The 15,343-nt window shown below is 50.2% G+C and carries 10 protein-coding genes and 12 tRNA genes; 1 reads left to right on the top strand and 21 read right to left on the bottom strand.

Features of this window, described 5'->3' with window-relative positions; translation table 11 throughout:
• Nucleotides 1–54: 54 nt before the first annotated feature.
• Genes menB through AF331_RS00095 form a run of 4 tightly spaced genes read right to left on the bottom strand, consistent with a single transcriptional unit; the run spans nt 55 to nt 4,805 of the window.
• Nucleotides 55–873 carry a 1,4-dihydroxy-2-naphthoyl-CoA synthase gene (menB, locus tag AF331_RS00110; protein WP_048007357.1) on the bottom strand — a complete coding sequence of 273 codons (819 nt, stop codon included), beginning with the start codon at nt 871–873 and terminating at the stop codon, nt 55–57.
• Nucleotides 863–1,684: a 2-succinyl-6-hydroxy-2,4-cyclohexadiene-1-carboxylate synthase gene (gene menH / locus AF331_RS00105; protein ID WP_053426236.1), complete on the bottom strand. Its 822-nt coding sequence runs from the start codon at nt 1,682–1,684 to the stop codon at nt 863–865. Before menH ends, menB begins: the two co-directional genes overlap by 11 nt.
• Nucleotides 1,681–3,399 carry a 2-succinyl-5-enolpyruvyl-6-hydroxy-3-cyclohexene-1-carboxylic-acid synthase gene (menD, locus tag AF331_RS00100; RefSeq protein ID WP_053426235.1) on the bottom strand — a complete coding sequence of 573 codons (1,719 nt, stop codon included), beginning with the start codon at nt 3,397–3,399 and terminating at the stop codon, nt 1,681–1,683. Before menD ends, menH begins: the two co-directional genes overlap by 4 nt.
• Nucleotides 3,396–4,805 (bottom strand): isochorismate synthase, encoded by a 1,410-nt coding sequence (locus AF331_RS00095; protein WP_053426234.1) that lies wholly within the window; start codon nt 4,803–4,805, stop codon nt 3,396–3,398. The genes menD and AF331_RS00095 overlap by 4 nt, the downstream gene beginning before the upstream one ends.
• Before the next feature lie 290 nt (nt 4,806–5,095).
• Here AF331_RS00095 and AF331_RS00090 point away from each other — a divergent pair, with 290 nt between their 5' ends.
• On the top strand, nt 5,096–5,851 hold the full coding sequence (locus tag AF331_RS00090; RefSeq protein WP_053426233.1) for a TraR/DksA C4-type zinc finger protein: 756 nt from the start codon (nt 5,096–5,098) through the stop codon (nt 5,849–5,851).
• A 60-nt stretch (nt 5,852–5,911) separates the two neighbouring features.
• Here AF331_RS00090 and AF331_RS00085 read toward each other — a convergent pair whose 3' ends face one another.
• The 17 genes from AF331_RS00085 to AF331_RS00005 form a co-directional block, all read right to left on the bottom strand.
• A complete protein-coding gene (locus tag AF331_RS00085) occupies nt 5,912–8,314 on the bottom strand; it encodes a glycogen/starch/alpha-glucan phosphorylase (RefSeq protein ID WP_053426232.1) in 2,403 nt (800 codons plus the stop codon).
• Nucleotides 8,304–9,743 (bottom strand): glycogen synthase GlgA, encoded by a 1,440-nt coding sequence (gene glgA, locus AF331_RS00080; RefSeq protein ID WP_053426231.1) that lies wholly within the window; start codon nt 9,741–9,743, stop codon nt 8,304–8,306. Before glgA ends, AF331_RS00085 begins: the two co-directional genes overlap by 11 nt.
• Nucleotides 9,740–10,768: a GlgC family sugar phosphate nucleotidyltransferase gene (locus tag AF331_RS00075; protein WP_053426230.1), complete on the bottom strand. Its 1,029-nt coding sequence runs from the start codon at nt 10,766–10,768 to the stop codon at nt 9,740–9,742. The genes glgA and AF331_RS00075 overlap by 4 nt, the downstream gene beginning before the upstream one ends.
• Nucleotides 10,769–10,793: 25 nt before the next feature.
• Nucleotides 10,794–11,951 carry a glucose-1-phosphate adenylyltransferase gene (locus tag AF331_RS00070; protein ID WP_053426229.1) on the bottom strand — a complete coding sequence of 386 codons (1,158 nt, stop codon included), beginning with the start codon at nt 11,949–11,951 and terminating at the stop codon, nt 10,794–10,796.
• Between the two features lie 14 nt (nt 11,952–11,965).
• A complete protein-coding gene (glgB, locus tag AF331_RS00065) occupies nt 11,966–13,813 on the bottom strand; it encodes a 1,4-alpha-glucan branching enzyme (RefSeq protein WP_053427712.1) in 1,848 nt (615 codons plus the stop codon).
• A 307-nt stretch (nt 13,814–14,120) separates the two neighbouring features.
• Nucleotides 14,121–14,192 (bottom strand) — tRNA-Glu (locus AF331_RS00060).
• 6 nt (nt 14,193–14,198) lie between these two features.
• Nucleotides 14,199–14,289, bottom strand: a tRNA-Ser gene (locus AF331_RS00055).
• A gap of 4 nt (nt 14,290–14,293) precedes the next feature.
• Nucleotides 14,294–14,368: transfer RNA gene (locus tag AF331_RS00050), tRNA-Asn, on the bottom strand.
• A gap of 10 nt (nt 14,369–14,378) precedes the next feature.
• Nucleotides 14,379–14,455: transfer RNA gene (locus AF331_RS00045), tRNA-Ile, on the bottom strand.
• Between the two features lie 10 nt (nt 14,456–14,465).
• Nucleotides 14,466–14,539: transfer RNA gene (locus AF331_RS00040), tRNA-Gly, on the bottom strand.
• Between the two features lie 8 nt (nt 14,540–14,547).
• Nucleotides 14,548–14,623: transfer RNA gene (locus tag AF331_RS00035), tRNA-His, on the bottom strand.
• Between the two features lie 10 nt (nt 14,624–14,633).
• Nucleotides 14,634–14,709: transfer RNA gene (locus AF331_RS00030), tRNA-Phe, on the bottom strand.
• A gap of 20 nt (nt 14,710–14,729) precedes the next feature.
• Nucleotides 14,730–14,806 (bottom strand) — tRNA-Asp (locus tag AF331_RS00025).
• A 175-nt stretch (nt 14,807–14,981) separates the two neighbouring features.
• Nucleotides 14,982–15,055: transfer RNA gene (locus AF331_RS00020), tRNA-Met, on the bottom strand.
• A 22-nt stretch (nt 15,056–15,077) separates the two neighbouring features.
• Nucleotides 15,078–15,170 (bottom strand) — tRNA-Ser (locus AF331_RS00015).
• A gap of 15 nt (nt 15,171–15,185) precedes the next feature.
• Nucleotides 15,186–15,262 (bottom strand) — tRNA-Ile (locus tag AF331_RS00010).
• 4 nt (nt 15,263–15,266) lie between these two features.
• A tRNA-Met gene (locus AF331_RS00005) sits at nt 15,267–15,343 on the bottom strand.

Genomic DNA, 15,343 nt, shown 5'->3' with positions numbered 1-15,343 from the left:
TTGTTCAGTAAGAAAAAAACCTGACAGATCCAAAGATCCGCCAGGCAAGTCCCATTAAGGGAAACGAGGGAATTGACCGAAGTCCGGATTGCGTTTTTCCTTGAACGCATCGCGTCCTTCTTTCGCTTCATCCGTTGTGTAATAAAGGAGGGTTGCATCTCCAGCCAGCTGTTGAAGACCTGCAAGCCCGTCCGTGTCGGCATTGAATGACGCCTTCAGGAAGCGAAGGGCCGTCGGGCTCTTTTCGAGCATTTCAGAAGCCCATTGCACGGTTTCCTCTTCGAGTTTCTCATAAGGTACCACTGTGTTCACAAGGCCCATATCCAATGCTTCCTGAGCATTGTATTGACGGCATAGGAACCAGATTTCCTTCGCTTTCTTGTGACCGATGATGCGGGCAAGATACCCGGCACCGTAGCCTGCATCGAAACTTCCCACTTTTGGTCCTGTTTGACCGAAGATGGCATTGTCCGCTGCAATCGTGATATCACATACCACGTGAAGGACGTGTCCGCCTCCGATGGCATAACCGGCAACCATCGCGATGACTGGTTTCGGGATCACTCGGATCAAACGCTGAAGGTCAAGGACATTCAAACGAGGGATTTCATCCTCGCCCACATATCCACCATGTCCGCGTACGCGTTGATCTCCGCCTGAACAGAATGCTTTTTCACCTGCACCCGTAAGGACGATCACACCTACTTTGGAATCGTCACGAGCATAAGCAAATGCATCGATCAATTCCGTTACTGTTTTCGGACGGAAGGCATTGCGCACTTCCGGACGATTGATGGTGATCTTCGCGATCCCATTATACGTTTCGTACAAAATATCTTCGTAGTTTCGTTCTGAAACCCAATCAAAAGCCATTTGTATTTCCTCCTTTATGTAGTAAATCCTCTATCATTGTACCAAACTTTTGCTGTTCTTCCACATGAATTGCATGCCCGCACCCTGAAAAAGATGTGATCGTGAACGAGGGATTGCGCTCTTTCATTCGTTTGGCGATGCCGACGAACTTCTCATCGAGCTCCCCCACCAAAAGATCGACGGGGATTTCCATGGCGGACAAGTGACCCCACCAGCTCGGCTGTGATCCCGTCCCCATCCCTTTCAGACTGTTGGCAAGACCGATGGGACGTTGTCCGAGTCGGCCTTGGCGGATTTCTGCCTGAACGGTGGCTGGCAGGCGCTTTTGCGTTTCGAACAACGGAATGTCCTCCCAAAAGTTCACGAACTCTTCCATTCCGTGTAGAAGGATCCGCTCCGCCAAGGCAGCATCCTTCTCCCGCCTTGCGCTCCGCTCCTCTTCCGTCAACAGGCCGGGTGACGCACTCTCAAGGATGAGGTGGGAAACGAGGTGCGGGTGAGTTAAGGCAAGGTGTAGGGCCACCCTCCCCCCCATGGAATACCCGACAAAGGTTGCCTCAGTGATTCCACACTTGGCGAGTATGGACTCGACATCCTTCACGACTTGGTCCATCCGGTACTTCTCCAAATCCGGAGGAGCGTCGGTCCTGCCATGGCCGATAAGATCGATCGTGACACAAGTAAAGCGCTGGACCAATTGATCGGTGACTCCGTTCCAGGTTTCACTATCCCCTGTAAATCCATGAAGGAAGACTACTGGAGGGCCGTCCCCTTTAATATTCACAAAGTAGTCGATCTCATTCACCCTCATGAACGTTCTCCACCGTGTATTTCCCGGGAAACAAATTCCCACATTTTACGATGATTCTCTACATTTTTCTGGCGGTCCGCCAATACTTCAATGATCTTCAGACCCTTGGTCCCCTCTGCCTGCCGAAGCGCCTGAAGGAAGTCGGATTCTGTCTTCACTAGGGAGTAATCCGCTCCATACATGGCTGCGGCATGGGAGAACTCAAGATCCATGGGAGTCCCGAACAGCTCTTCGAAATACGCACCTTCCTTTGCCTGAGGCAAGTAGGAGAAAATGCCACCACCGTTATTGTTCATGACGATGACAGTCAGATCCAAGCCGTATTTCCTTCCAACGAGCAATCCGTTCATATCATGGAAGAATGCAAGATCTCCAATGAGCAGATAGGTGGAAGGTGACTGCGTGCTCATGCCAAGTGCCGTCGAAACGACACCGTCGATGCCATTGGCACCCCTGTTGGCATGGATGGAGATGGAACGATCATTCGAAAAGAAGAAGGTATCCACATCCCGGATCGGCATGCTGTTGCTCACAAAAACGGATGATTGCTCCGGAATGGTTTCAAGGAGGCACTTGACGGCCTTGCCTTCACCCCACTCTCCAATCACCTCTTGCATGAGGTCCTTTGTCTTTTCATTCAGCCGGATCCATTTCTCGATCCAATCCCGTTGCTTAGCTTCTCTTGTAAAACGATCACAGAAATGACGTTCATGGGCATAAACATAGTGGGTACCCCTTCCCGTAGGATCCTGCCACTCTTCTCCACGGGTAATGACGAGTTGAGGCACATCCTCCAGCCCTTTCAAGAACAGCATGAGGGGCTTCGACACGGCCATGGCACCGAAACGGATGATCAAGTCCGGTTTCATGTGTTCCCCGATGGTCCCCGCTTTCAGGAACGTGTCATAAGCATCGATGATACCATCTGTCCCATGCTTTCCGCTTCTCATGTTCGACAGCGGATCGGCGAGGATCGGGAATCCCTTTGCCCTTCCGAAGTCGGCGACAGCTTGAATGCCGTCCGGACTCATACCCGGACCGCAAATGATGATGCCCCGGTTCCGTTCGTTCAAGACCTTCTCCAGTTCTTCCCCCTGATCAAGAGCGAGCGTCCGTTCACCCTGATAGACGCGTTTTGCCGTCCCTTCTTCAAAAAGATCCCCCCGCAGGTCGGGAATGAGTGGTTCCCTGAGCGGGAAGTTGAAGTGCACCGGTCCGTGAGGTTCCCCGATAGACATACCGAGGCCCCGCACTGCCGCTGAGCGGGCATACCTCAAGACTTCCTGACCCGACTCAGGCAGGGCCATATCGACTGCCCATTTGACATGCCTTCCGTAGAGGTCAAGCTGGTCGATGGCCTGTGGAGCACCGACCTCCCTCAGCTCATGGGGGCGGTCTGCCGTCAGGACAAGGAGCGGTACTTTGGCATACCGTGCTTCAATGACGGCTGGATAATAGTTCGCTGCGGCGGTACCGGACGTACAGACAAGGATCACCGGCTTCCGCTTTGCCTTGGCGATACCGAGTGCAAAGAATGCGGCAGATCGCTCGTCCACGTTCACATACGTCTTGATGCGCGGATGATGGGTGAGCAATAACGCCAAAGGAGTAGACCGGGAGCCGGGGCTGATGACGGCTTCGTCTACTCCGTTACTGGATAATTCATCTATGAATGCTGCCAGATAATCGGTCAAGCGCTGCTGATGTTCGTTCATATCAGATTTCCCCCTAATGCCCGCTGCATCGGACGGAATTTCATTTGTGTTTCCTTGAACTCACTGTCGGGATCCGAATGGGCAACGATCCCGCAGCCTGCATAAATGAAGGCGTGATCCCCCTTCAGGAGTCCTGAGCGAAGAGCGACGGCATACTCTCCATTCCCGTATGCGTCCATCCATCCGACCGGCCCTGCATAGAGGCCTCTGTCCATCTGCTCTTCTTCCCGGATCACCTGCATGGCTTCCTTGCGAGGAACACCTCCAAGGGCCGGAGTGGGATGCAGCTTTTCCACTAGCGTCAGGATCGACAGGCCGGCTGGAGCCGTCCCCTTGACCGGGGTGTATAGATGCTGGATATCCTTCAGCTTCATGAGCTGAGGCTCATCGGGTATGGAGAGCCGCTTACAATCGTCAGACAGTGCCTGCCGGATCGAATCGACCACGAGCTGGTGCTCATACCGGTTTTTCTCATCATCCAGGAGTTCTCTCCCAAGTTCCTCGTCTTCTTCAAGGTCCCTCCCCCTTGCAATCGAACCTGCAAGACAGGTGGAAAGGATCTCTTCCCCGTCCTTTTTCACAAGACGCTCGGGAGTCGCTCCGATAAAACAGCTTCCTTCCTGCTCAAAACTGAAGATGAAACTGTCGGGCTGCTGTTTCCAAAGGTTATCAAGGACGAAGTCGGACGTAACCTCATCGCTGAAGGATACTTTGGTTTTCCGTGCAAGGACGACTTTCTCCATTTCCCCCGTTTTCAAGCGGTCGACGACATTGCGGACGGACTGCTTCCATTCAAGGGGGCGGATATCCTCTGCTGACATCTCCCCTGGGTCCTCATGGCTCGCCGGCTCGGACGCCATCATCAACAGGCGATCTCTTTCTTTAAGGCATTGCTGCAGGGATGGGCCGCTTCCATCCGGTAGGCAAACGACATTAACCGTCAGATAATTGGCTTCTCCTGCCTTCGTAAGCATATATCTCGGGATGCGGAGGGACCCTTCATTGAATCCCGTCCATTCTTCAGAAACAGGATTGGCTGAATCGAAACGGAAACCTCCGAATGCAAGGGGACCCGTTCCCGGCCACTCTTCCCTTGATACCACCACCGCGTCAGAAATGAAGCGCTTCCACTCTTTCTCGATGGCAAAAAAGCGCTCCCCTTCTTTCATTGATGAAGAAAGATCATATGAAGAGCCTGCCCCTATGAGGGAGATCGTTTGATCCCGATCCTTCCATAAAAAGCGTTCTCCTTTAAAAACCCTGCCCCCGGCGTGATAGAAGGAAAGTGGATCCAAGACCCCTGTTTCTTCCACCATGCTCAGCAGCACGGGATGATTGATTTGTTGAGCCTTTACCAAGGCTGCATCGTATGCTTGATCTATATTGGTCTTCTGGATTGTAACCAATTGAATTCCTCCAGACAATCACTTACAGTTTTCAAATCCATTACAAGATACACCTGAGTATAGGGTGTGTCAACGATGTCATGGATATGAATCATTATTTATCCCTATTATATAATAAACCCTTTTTCCCCTTTTGAGAAACCAAAAGCGTTATAAAACCTGATGTTGGGTGGAGAAAAGGCCCATTCCCCCGCACACTTCACAAGGATTCATGTTTTAACAGACCCTGTTTCGGTTAAAGTATGAGTACGATGATGAACAAATCGAACTCTATGAAGGACGTGACATATATGCTTTCAACTCAGGAAAAGCAAAAGCTGAAGGAAGAATTGATGGACCAGAAGAATCATATCCAGGGTCAGTTGGATGACAGGGAAGAAAATCCCGCCAACACCGGGGATAACGAAAATGGGGGCGAACTTTCCCTCTATGATAACCACCCTGCAGATATGGGTTCGGAATTATACGAGCGGGAAAAGGATTTCGCACTGGACGAGCATTCAAAATCAGAACTGAACAAAATCGACGATGCCTTGAAAGCAATGGATGAAGGATCCTACGGCACATGCAAAGAGTGCGGCGAAGAAATCCCTTTCGAACGCCTTGAGGCCATACCGACGACCCTTTACTGCAAGGACCATGCAAGTGCCCAGTCGGTCGTCGATGACCGGCCTGCAGAAGAAGATATCCTTCAGCCACCTGTAAATGGGGAATTCCGCCACGAAACCGGACAGCTGGTGAGGGATACAGAAGATAGCTTCCAGGAAGTCGGCCGATTCGGTACATCGGAAACCCCATCGGACTTCCAAGGCGATCATGATGATTATTCCGATCTTTATGAAGACGATGACGAGACGGAAGGGTTCACAGAGGATATGGAATCCTTCGTCGGGACCGATATGGACGGGAAGAACACGAAGGCCTATCCATCCAAGGCACATGAAGAGTACGAGGATATGCTCGATGAGAACGACATGGAGTCGACCATCGGGGACATCCCGTATAAAGAGCGCGACAGCTACGTATCAGATAAAAAGAAATCATAAGGCCCCACAACAAAACGCCCGGAATGCCATTGGCATCCGGGCGTTTGTCATTCAGCGGGATTATCGTAATCCTACCCCACCGATCCTCCAGATCTCACGTGCATATTCAGCAATGGTCCGGTCACTCGAAAAGTATCCAGATCGGGCGATATTGATCAGGCTCATCCGAAGCCATGACTCCTGGTCGCGGTAAGCAGAAGCTACTCTTTCATGGGCTTTGGCATAGGAATCGAAGTCCCGCAGGACAAAGAATTCATCATTCTCCGCGAGAAGCGAATCATAGATGGTTTCAAAATGATCCCCCGCATCAGGAAGACTGCCGTCGATAAGCTGATCGAGCATTTTCTTGATGCGCTCATCGTGGTGATAATACTCCATGGAATAATAACTGCCATCCTGTTGCTGCTTCATTACCTCTTCTGCCCTGAGACCGAAGATGAAAATATTTTCATCCCCCACCTGTTCCTGTATTTCGATATTGGCTCCATCCAATGTGCCGAGGGTCAAGGCCCCGTTCATCATGAATTTCATATTCCCTGTGCCTGACGCCTCTTTGCTCGCTGTGGAGATCTGCTGGGAGACATCCGCTGCCGGGATGATTTCTTCTGCCAGGGATACACGATAATTCTCAAGGAATACCACTTTGATCCTTCCCTTGACGGCCGGGTGATCATTGACGAGATCAGCGACCGAATGGATCAACTTGATGATCTTCTTGGCATAATAATACCCCGGTGAAGCCTTGGCGCCGAATATGAACGTTCGCGACGGAATATCCGCATCGGGGTTTTCCTGACATCTATTGAAAAGATGAAGGATGTGGAGGATATTGAGAAGCTGTCTCTTATACGCATGAAGTCTCTTTATTTGGATATCGAAAATCGAATCCGGGTCCACCACGATCCCATTGGTCTGGAGGATGCGATCAGCGAGTCGCTTTTTATTCAGCTGCTTCGCCTTATGAAGGTTCTCCAGGAATGCAGAGTCTGCGGTAAAGGACTCAAGCTCGCTAAGCCTGGAAGGATCCTTGATCCAAGCGTCTCCTATCGCCGATTGAATGAGCGACGCCAGGGGCGGGTTGCTATTCAGCAACCAGCGGCGATGGGTGATCCCGTTTGTCTTACTGTTGAACTTCCCGGGAAAATACTGATAGAACAGATTCATCTCCCGTTCTTTCAAGATATTGGTATGGATCTTTGCGACCCCGTTCACACTATGGCTTCCTGCTATGGCGAGGTGGGCCATTTTCACTTCCCCATGTGCGATGATGGCCATCCCCTCAATCCTGCCCCACTCTCCCGGATAGGCGTCCCACAGATCACGGCAAAACCGCTCATTGATTTCATCGATAATCATGTAGATCCTCGGCAATAGAGGCTGAAAAATCCTCACTAGCCACCGTTCCAGTGCTTCAGAAAGGGTCGTATGGTTCGTATAGGCGAACGTCTTCGTCGTCACGCCCCAAGCTGAATCCCAGTCCATGCCGTACTCATCGATCAGGACCCTCATCATTTCAGGAATCGCGAGGACCGGGTGAGTATCATTGATGTGGATGGCCACATGCTCGTGCAGATTCGTCAAGTCCCCGTGCCTGGAGAGATAGGACTCGAGTATCGTGCGGATGCTTGCAGACACTAGAAAATACTGCTGCTTCAACCTGAGGACCTTCCCCTCATCCTGGGTATCATCAGGATAAAGGAATTCGGTGATGGCCTCCGTATCGCGCTTATACTTCATCATGTCCCTACCGGCTTTATAGGCATAAGGCTCTGCATTCCATAAGCGCAGCGTGTTCACCGTTGTCGTTCCGTAGCCAACGACGGGAAGATCATATGGAACGGCAGCAACGATTTCAGCATCTACATGCCTGAATGAGGTAACCCCGTCCTTCTCGGATGATTCAATCCGGCCCCAGAACGGAATCTGCATCATAAGGTCCGGCTTCCGCACTTCCCACACATATCCATGACGAAGCCATTGTTCAGGGAGCTCCATCTGATAACCATTCACGATTTTTTGTTCAAACAGCCCGTGCTTGTAGCGGATGCCGTAGCCGTGACCCGGAAGGTCCATGGAGGCCATGGAATCTAGGAAGCATGCGGCCAGTCGTCCTAGTCCCCCGTTCCCGAGGGCGGCATCCTGTTCTACATCCTCCATGTCCTTCAAATCGATGCCCAAGTCTCCGAGCCCCTCTTCCACAAGCTCGTAAATTCCGAGATTCATCAGATTCTGCCTCAACAGCCGACCGAGCAGAAATTCAATGGACAGATAATACACCTGTTTTTGCTTCTGATACCGGTATTGCTCGTTTGTCTGGATCCAGTTCATACTGATGTACTCACGGATCAGCTGTCCGAGCGTGTCATACCGGTCTTGAAGAGTGGTGTCGGGGAACGCCTTACCTGAGGTCATCTCCAACTTCTTCAGATAAGCTTCCTTAAATTCCTCCTGGCTAGAAAACATGACTTTCACTCCTCGAGGTGAGATCTGAATATAGCTGATTATATTTGAATGCCGATTGAGCCCAGCTGTTATCCGTTTCCATCGCATTCTTCACAATCCTTGCCCACACCTCTTCCTGTTCATAGAGGCGGATGGCCCGGCGATACGTATACAACATATCGTGGGCGTTGAAATTCGCAAACGAAAAGCCGTTTCCGCTTCCCGTTTCTTCATCATACGAATGCACCGTATCATTCAATCCCCCCGTCTCCCTGACGAGGGGAAGCGCACCATATCTCATGGCGATCATTTGGCCAAGGCCGCACGGCTCGAACCTTGAAGGCATGAGGAATACATCGGACCCCCGGTAGATCTGTTTGGCCAATGCTTCATCGAATCCGATCTGCACCCTGACCTTATCCGGGTTCGCAGCAGCTGCTTCCCTGAAGAATTGCTCATACTCCCAGTCACCCGAACCAAGGACGATGAACTGGACATCCTCCTCGAGCATTTCGTGAAGCACGGCCCTGATGAGATCGAGTCCCTTCTGGGCAGTCAAACGTGAAATGATGGAGATGACCGGTACATCCCGTTTTTCAAGGTCCAGCCTCTCCTGCAGCTGCTCTTTATTGATTTTTTTGCCGTGAAGATTGCCACTGAAGAATGGATGATCCCCCTGACCGGGATCGTATTCCCCGTCGTCGATCCCATTGACGATCCCCACCAACTCCCGCTCCCTGAGCTTCAGGACTCCATCGAGGCGTTCCCCGTAGTAAGGCTGTAGGATCTCGTCTTTATATGTAGGACTGACAGTCGTGATGATATCGGCAGAGATGAGGGCTCCCTTCATGAAATTCATGCATCCATGGAATTCCAGGTAATCAGGATGGGCGTAACGCTGGGGAATGCCCAGCAGATCCGTCATCACACTGAACGGGTAGATCCCTTGGAACTGCAGATTATGAATGGTGAAGACCGTGCGGATGAAGGCATATCCTCCGCGGTCCTGATATTCGGTCCTCAGCAAGAATGGAATCATCGCGGTATGCCAGTCATGGCAATGGATGACGTCCGGATAGAACTCCAGTTCACCGATTGCTTCCAGTACGGCCCTGGTAAAGTATGCATACCGCTCCCCTTCGTCAACGAATCCATATAACCGGTCCCGGGCAAAGTAGTATTCGTTGTCGACGAAGTAGTAGGTGACGCCATTTTCCCTGTATTCTTCGATCCCGCAGTACTGCTGCCTCCATCCCACGGCTACGGTGAACTCCTTGACCTTCCTCATCTGGTCCTTAAAATGAGCGGAGATCCCCCCATACTTAGGGAGGATCACCCTCACATCGGTTCCAAGTTTACGAAGCTCTTTCGGGAGGGCGCCGGCAACATCCGCTAGCCCGCCCGATTTGATGAATGGTACACACTCGGAAACTGCAAATAATACCTTCACGAGTTCATCAGCGCTCCCTGGACCATGCCTTTACGGACGACGATGGGTTGTTCCGGGTCCCCGATGAGTCTAACTCCATCTTCGATCTTTACATCTTTATCAAGGATGACATTTTCCAATACACAATCACGGCCGATCTGGCTTTTCTGCATGATGATCGAGTTCTTGATTGTGGTGCCTTCTCCCACCTTCACCGCCCTGAAGATCATGGAATGATCCACATGACCTTTTATGAAACAGCCATTGGCGATGATGCTGTGCTTGACGCCCGCTTCGCTCGTATAGCGTGTCGGCGGCTCATCCTTCACCTTCGTGTAGATGGGCAGGTCTTTCTTGAACAGCTCCCTCCACTGATCAAGTTCGAGGAGATTCATGCTTGTTTCAAAGTACTTGTCGATGGAATCGATCCTCTCCACAAAGCCTTGATGTTCGTAGCCGCACACCTTCAGACCGCTCTCCATATCTTCCACCACGTCATTCATGCACGTATACCCTGTCTGATGGCGTGATTTGATCAGATCGACAAGAAGGGATTTTTTGACCAGATACATATGAAGGGACGATCCACCATGTCGGATTTCCGTAATGTCGCAACCGATCTGGACGTGGCGCTCAAGGACCGGACGATAGGCTATATTGCACACCGTATAGCAGTTGGTGATGAGGGCATATTCCTGGGTGCTGCGGGTGAAATAATCGATGTGATGGGCAAAATGATTGAACGATCCGATTGTTTCGTCATTTCTCTCAAGACCAGGAACCGGAAAGAAGAACAAACCGTCCCTCTTCCTGTTCAGGTCCCAGTTTTTCCCCGACCCGAGATGATCCATGAGAGAACGGTACTGGTATTTAGGGAAGATGGCTACGGATCCGATATCTGAATTCACCATATTCGAAAGGACGAAATCGACCAGGCGATAGCGGCCGGCGATTGGAAGGGCCGCAAGAGAACGGTGCAAAAGCAGGTCTCCGAGTGAATCGTAATAGCTGGTCGCATCAATGACGCCTAACAGGGTGTTTTTCATATGAACTCCTCCTCTAAGTAGATGGTCAAACTTCTTCCTGTTCGAGTAATGCCGAAAGAACCGATTCTGTTACGAGTATGATTTCATCCGACCCTTCCTCAGGCATGATGACGATGCCATTCGGCACCACTACATCAGGTGGCACGATCGCCTGCTCGATATAGGCATTTTCACCGATTTCCGCCCCTGGCATGACGACGGAACGGGTCACATGCGCACCCTTCTTCACAGAAGCTCCCTGGAACAGGACGGATTTTTCAACGGTCCCTTCGATCGTGCATCCTTCATTGATCAACGATCCTTCCACATGGGCATCTTCCGAGATATATTGAGGCGGCTCATTGGGATTGACCGAGTATACCCTCCAATCCAGGTCGAAGAGATTCAGTTCATTTTTTTCATCGATGAGATCCATATTGGCCTCCCACAGGCTCCGGACCGTGCCGACATCCTTCCAGTAGCCTTCGAACGGATAAGCCATCAGCTTTTTCTTTTCATCAAGGAGAAGGGGAATGACGTCCTTTCCGAAATCATGTGTGGAGCGTGGATTGCGGTCATCCATCTCCAGGTATTCTTTCAGAAGTGACCAGTTGAAGATATAGATGCCCATGGAAGCCAGATTACTCTTAGGGAACGGCGGTTTTTCCTCGAACTCGGTCACCCTCATGGCTTCATCGGTATTCATCAAACCGAACCTGCTCGCCTCATCCCAGCCGACCTCAATGACTGAAATCGTGACGTCCGCTTTTTTTTCGATATGGTAATCGAGCATCTTGCTGTAGTCCATTTTGTAAATATGATCTCCTGAAAGAATCAACACATATTCCGGATCATACTGCTCGATGTAGTTCACGTTCTGGAAGATGGCACTGGCCGTCCCTGTATACCAGCGCATCTCGGAGGATTCTGCATAAGGAGGAAGCACCGTGACCCCCCCGTTCCGTCGGTCAAGATCCCACGCACTGCCGATCCCGATATACGAATTCAATACCAATGGTTGATATTGAGTCAAAACCCCCACTGTATCAATGCCGGAATTCGTACAATTACTCAATGTGAAGTCGATGATACGGTATTTGCCTCCAAAGGGCACCGCCGGTTTCGCCAAGCTCTTCGTCAATGAATTCAACCTGCTCCCTTTGCCTCCTGCCAACAACATTGCCACACATTTGCCGTTACCCATGCTAGCATCTCCCCTCATATGATTGGTTTTAAATAAACAGCTCCATAAGGCGGTATCGTCATTTCAATTGATCCCTCTTTCCCGTGATAGGCCCCTTTCGTGACAGGCAGGGAGTGGGGATTGATTTGATGTGAGCCTCCAAAGCGTTCTTCATCGCTGTTCAAGATCTCTTGATATGCTTTCACAAGGGGCACGCCCACCTTATAGTGGTGGTAGGCTTCCTTGCTGAAATTACAGATGATGATCAGATGCTCTCCCTCTGAATGCCTGATGAAGGAGAAGATCTGCTGATCGGCATTATTGACATCGATCCATTCAAAACCGTCACTCCGATGGTCCCACTGGTGAAGGGGTGTTGCACCTCTATATAAATGCAATACTTCTCTGAAATATGAGTTGAATTTGTGATGAAAATCGTAACTCATCAAATGCCAGTCTAGTTGTTCCAGGTCCTTCCATTCCGCAAAGGGAGCCAGTTCACTTCCCATGAACAGAAGCTTTTTACCTGGGTGACCTGTCATGAATGCCAGTAACAACCGATACTGTGCAAACTTTTGCCAATGATCCCCCGGCATCTTATCCAGCAATGACCTCTTCCCATGGACCACCTCATCATGTGAGAAAGGCAGGATATAGTTTTCCGAGAACGCATAGAGGATGGAGAACGTGATGAGGGAATGAAGCCCTCTTCTTTCTTCCGGTGTCGCTTCCATGTAAGTGAGCACATCATTCATCCATCCCATGTTCCACTTATAGCTGAAGCCAAGTCCCCCGTAATGAACCGGTGAGGTGACCTGGGGCCAATCGGTGGAATCCTCCGCCATCATCAGGAAGGAAGGGTCAAACTCAAAAACAGATGTATTCAATCGTTTCAGGAACTCCAGTGCCCCTTCATTCGCGGCCGATTCCCCCTGATTCGCCCAATAAATGATATTCGCCACAGCATCGACCCTGAAGCCGTCGATATGGTACTTCTCCATCCAGAAACGGGCATTTGATAGGAGGAAGCTCCTTACCTCTCCTTTTGCGAGGTCAAAATTGACCGTCCCCCATGTATGATTCTCCCGGTCACTATCCCGGGCGTATTCATAGGCGAAGGATCCGTCGAATTGATACAGTCCATGGGCATCCTTGCAAAAATGACCGGGTACCCAATCCAGGATGACGCCTATATGATGAGCATGGCATTCATTCACAAATGCCATGAACTCATGGGGTGAACCATATCTGCTTGTGGGAGCATAATAGCCTGTCCCCTGGTAGCCCCACGAACGATCGAATGGGTGCTCGGTCACCGGCAGAATTTCAATATGGGTGAAGCCGTGTTCCTTCACATACGGAATCAGTTCATCCGCGAGCTCTGAATAGGTAAGAAAACCGCCATCCCTCTTCTTTTTCCATGTTCCCAAATGGACTTCATATATGAACATTGGTTGATCAAATCGATTATGTTTCTCTTTCACCTTCATCCAATCGCGATCGCTCCACTTGAACCCTTCAAGGTCGTAAACCACGCTTGCAGTTCGCGGTCTGACTTCAGATGAGAATCCATATGGATCAGCTTTCATTCTTCGTTCCCCTGAAGAAGTCACAATCTCATATTTATACGTTGAGCCGGACAAATCTTCATCAACCCGGATCACCCATACACCTTCCTGATTGATCCTCTTAAGTTCATATCCCCTTCCGTTCCAGTTGTTGAAAGAACCAACCACTGAAATCGATCTTGCTTCGGGAGCCCAAACGCAAAAATCAGTTGAAATGCCTGCTTTCACATGGCACCCCATAAAACGATAGGCATGCTGCATATTCCCTTCATGAAACAAAAATACGTCAAAATCTGTTAGGGACAACGTGTCCATTTCCTCACCTACCATCATCAATCTCCTTACTTATTTCTTTCATCATATAAGAATTCCTTCATTTCATCATCTCCCATTTGCGACAATATTTGTTAGCTCACTACGAAAAACACCAAAAAAAGGATGAAATCCTCGAATGACAAGGTTTTCATCCCATTTATATCCTTTTATTTGTCGTTATTTGTCGAAATATTTTAAAAATTTTAAACACATTACAAGTTGAAACCAAGTCAGATATAGAAATCCGTGTCAATCCATGCAAAAAAAGATGTGTCGAAGATTTCCTCGACACATCTTTTTCGTATTATGACCCATACGGGATTCGAACCCGTGTTACCGCCGTGAAAGGGCGGTGTCTTAACCGCTTGACCAATGGGCCGCTATATGGCGGAGAAGGAGGGATTTGAACCCTCGCGCCGGTTGCCCGACCTACACCCTTAGCAGGGGCGCCTCTTCAGCCACTTGAGTACTTCCCCATATTGGCTCCGCAGGCAAGATTCGAACTTGCGACCGATCGGTTAACAGCCGATAGCTCTACCACTGAGCTACTGCGGAATAATGAAAATGGTGGGCCTAAGTGGACTCGAACCACCGACCTCACGCTTATCAGGCGTGCGCTCTAACCAGCTGAGCTATAGGCCCACAAATAAAATGGAGCGGGTGATGGGAATCGAACCCACGACATCAGCTTGGAAGGCTGAGGTTTTACCATTAAACTACACCCGCATATGGTATGGGGCGACTGATGGGAATCGAACCCACGAATGCCGGAACCACAATCCGGTGCGTTAACCACTTCGCCACAATCGCCATGAACATATGGTGGCTCAGGACAGAATCGAACTGCCGACACATGGATTTTCAGTCCATTGCTCTACCAACTGAGCTACTGAGCCGCATCTTAATAAAATATAAATGGCGGTCCGGACGGGACTCGAACCCGCGACCTCCTGCGTGACAGGCAGGCATTCTAACCAACTGAACTACCGGACCAAAGCTTTTTGCGATAGCAAAATAGCTATCATTAATGTTTCGCGCTAGCGAAAATAAAGATCAATGTACTGCGATAGCAAAATATCTATCATTAATGTTTCGCGTCAGCGAAAATAAAGATCATTACTTATGTATTGCAGTCACTACATCCCGATCCTTTCGGATCAACATGGTATTGCGGGGACAGGATTTGAACCTGCGACCTTCGGGTTATGAGCCCGACGAGCTACCGAACTGCTCCACCCCGCGACGATAAAAGATGAAAAAAATATGGAGGAGGAAGGGGGATTCGAACCCCCGCGGGCTTTGACACCCCTGTCGGTTTTCAAGACCGATCCCTTCAGCCGGACTTGGGTATTCCTCCGTATGGTGAGAACAATGGTGGACCTTGTAGGACTCGAACCTACGACCGGACGGTTATGAGCCGTCTGCTCTAACCAACTGAGCTAAAGGTCCCTAGTGGTAGCGGCGGAGGGGATCGAACCCCCGACCTCACGGGTATGAACCGTACGCTCTAGCCAGCTGAGCTACACCGCC

The organism is Rossellomorea marisflavi (assembly GCF_001274775.1).
Taxonomy (GTDB): Bacteria; Bacillota; Bacilli; order Bacillales; family Bacillaceae_B; genus Rossellomorea; species Rossellomorea marisflavi.
The sequence above is the reverse complement of the archived record's forward strand: the minus strand, read 5'-3'. Positions and strand labels throughout refer to the sequence as shown.